Origin of the sequence: Brochothrix sp. (assembly GCF_017549435.1) — a bacterium.
Classification (GTDB): domain Bacteria; phylum Bacillota; class Bacilli; order Lactobacillales; family Listeriaceae; genus Brochothrix; species Brochothrix thermosphacta.
In genome coordinates this window covers 1-2646 of sequence record NZ_JAFYUW010000038.1, presented here as the reverse complement: position 1 = coordinate 2646, position 2646 = coordinate 1, and the positions used below count along the sequence as shown (strand labels likewise).

General features: G+C 36.7%; 1 protein-coding gene and 4 tRNA genes. 1 reads left to right on the top strand and 4 read right to left on the bottom strand.

Annotated features, from left to right (window positions below):
• Positions 1-1028, top strand: a 1028-nt coding sequence (locus tag IKV95_RS02650; RefSeq protein WP_287451386.1) for a recombinase family protein, incomplete at its 5' end; no start/stop codon positions are given.
• A gap of 1154 nt (positions 1029-2182) precedes the next feature.
• Here the strand turns inward: IKV95_RS02650 and IKV95_RS02645 are convergent.
• From IKV95_RS02645 to IKV95_RS02630, 4 genes are all read right to left on the bottom strand, one after another.
• Positions 2183-2258, bottom strand: a tRNA-Lys gene (locus IKV95_RS02645).
• Positions 2259-2261: 3 nt separating this feature from the next.
• Positions 2262-2338 (bottom strand) — tRNA-Gln (locus IKV95_RS02640).
• 24 nt (positions 2339-2362) lie between these two features.
• Positions 2363-2439, bottom strand: a tRNA-Gln gene (locus tag IKV95_RS02635).
• 56 nt (positions 2440-2495) lie between these two features.
• Positions 2496-2572: transfer RNA gene (locus IKV95_RS02630), tRNA-His, on the bottom strand.
• Between the last annotated feature and the right edge of the window lie 74 nt (positions 2573-2646).

Below are 2646 nucleotides of genomic sequence, written 5' to 3'. Positions count from 1 at the left end.
TGTATGAAGCAGGATTAGGAAGCACAGCAATTGCTAAAATACTCACCAAAAATAAAGAGCTTCCTCCTCTAGAGTATCGACAAGCACAATTGGGCAAAAGCTATAACCCCCAAAAACCCTGGGATGCAAACTCGGTCCTTTTAATATTAAAAAATCGGACATATGTCGGAGACATGGTGCAAGGGATATATGAGTGTTCCCAGTTCCATCGCACACCTTCTAAAATAAAGCCAAAAGAAGAGTGGATTATCACGCCAAACAGTCACGAAGCTTTAGTGGACCGACAGGTTTGGGAAAGAGTGCAACAAACAATAAAAAAAAATCACACTGCATCAGGTTCGTGTGATTCAAATCTGTTTTTTGGATTGATAAAATGCGGTCAATGCGGAGGCACAATGTCATATTCTTTTGCCAAGGGAAAGGAAAACTATTGTTGCAGGCAATATAGAAGATGGGGGCTAAAGGGTTGCTCAAGTCATTACACAGAAAAGAAACAGCTTGCACAAATAGTCTTCAATGATATTAAAAATTGTGCATTTGCGGCGGCGTCAAAATATAGACGCTTTCTTGCTTTGCTAAAAAAACATTATGATTTACAAAACAGAATTCCTGACGATTTATCAAATAATCTTGCTGAACTGCAACAGCGTTCTAACCAAATTGATGAAATTATTCGAAATCTTTATGAAGACAAAATCAACAAAATCATTACTCCAAAGAGGTTTAGCACGTTACTAAAAGAATTTGAAAGAGAACAGTTCCTTGTAAATACTAAAATAAAGGAAATAATACATAACATTGATGAAATCAGCAATAAGGACTTTAATCCCGAAAAATGGCTTAAATTAATTGCAAAATTTGATACCTTAGTGTCGCCCACAGAACTAACCAGAGAAATATTATCCCAGCTCATTGAAAAAATTGTTATTAATGAGGATACCGAGAATGGTAATAAGAATGTAGAAGTAATCATTTATTATAAGCATGTGGGGACAATTGATAAATCCGCTCTAAAAAAACTGTTATAATATCTGGTTTCCGCCGGTTTGAGTACTCAGGTGCATACTCTGCTTTATCAAATTATGCATCCTTGTATGCACAAAATAGCCCTTGGGCACAAAAAGCATCTAAAGCTGCGTATGCAAATGCAGTAGTTGGAAAGTGAGGTGTAAAAGATGTATTATTTACTAAATTTCGTTCCTTCTATACTGTATATAATAGATTCAATTGTGCCTATAAAAATAGATTTTGGTGTGTTTGCTATTACATATTTGTTTGCTCAACCATTATATTTATTAATTGTAAATATACCTTTTGTCTGCAAAAAGTCAATATCGTGTGTTGCTAGTATGATATATATGTTTTCAGTTATTATATTCAATGTACTATATACTATAATCATACACAAAATTCAAACAGGATATTTTATTGGGGATGTTCCGGAAGGAATATACTACTTAATGATTGGAGTACCAGCTTTAATAATAATTGTTGGTATGGGAATAATATTTTTAATAAAAAAGTAAACAACAACCAATTTTTCACTCAGAGAGGTAGATGTAGGGACACAAGGGGGACACAAGAGAACCGTCCCCTTGTGTTCATATAAACATACATCGCTGGATGTTTTTCCTTACAATTTATGGGGTAACACGTGGGAGGATTATTATCGTAACTTTATGCCCAAAAAATGGTAGACATTACAAAAAAACGAGGTGTATTCATGTCAACTTATTTAAGAATCATAAAAGTTATTAATATTGTATTTATAATTTTTACAATAGTAGCAATTTTCCTAACTTTTATGGAATTCTTTGCTACTGGTGAGCTGCATCCAAATATTACTTTGTATGAATATCAGATAATGCAATATGAAATGTTTTTACTTTCCTTACTTTTTTTCTTCCTTAATATTGTTCTTATTAGTGCATTAAAGCTGTTTCGTGTGAGAGTAGAAAAATTAAACTACATTAATCTCATACTGTCAGGAGTACTGTTGTTTATTAGATTGGTTGTCTATTGCTTCAGCGTAATGTGACAGGACACGGTCCATTTGGGGACGTACATTTTTGGACACAAGGGTGGACACAAGGGGACGGTTCTCTTGTGTTGACAAAAATGGCTTCAAATGGCTTGAAAGAATCATAAAAAAAGGAACTATCCTGACGAATAGTTCCTTTTTTGGTGAGCCATCGCGGATTCGAACCGCGGACACCTTGATTAAAAGTCAAGTGCTCTGCCGACTGAGCTAATGGCCCTCATGGCTGGTATGGCAGGACTCGAACCTACGAAATGCCAGAGTCAAAGTCTGGTGCCTTACCGACTTGGCTACATCCCAACATCCTTTAAATTTTTAAAATATTGGCTGGGATGGAAGGACTCGAACCCTCGAAATGCCGGAACCAGAATCCGGTGCCTTACCAACTTGGCGACATCCCAACATGCTGAACGCTTGAGCGAAAAACCCAAAACAGCAAAAATACGAAAGTTAAATGTGGGGTGGGTAATCGGAGTCGAACCGACGACCTCTAGAGCCACAATCTAGCGCTCTAACCAACTGAGCTATACCCACCATATAAGCAAAAGTGGCGCGCCTGAAGAGATTCGAACTCCTGACCCACTGCTTAGAAGGCAGTTGCTCTATCC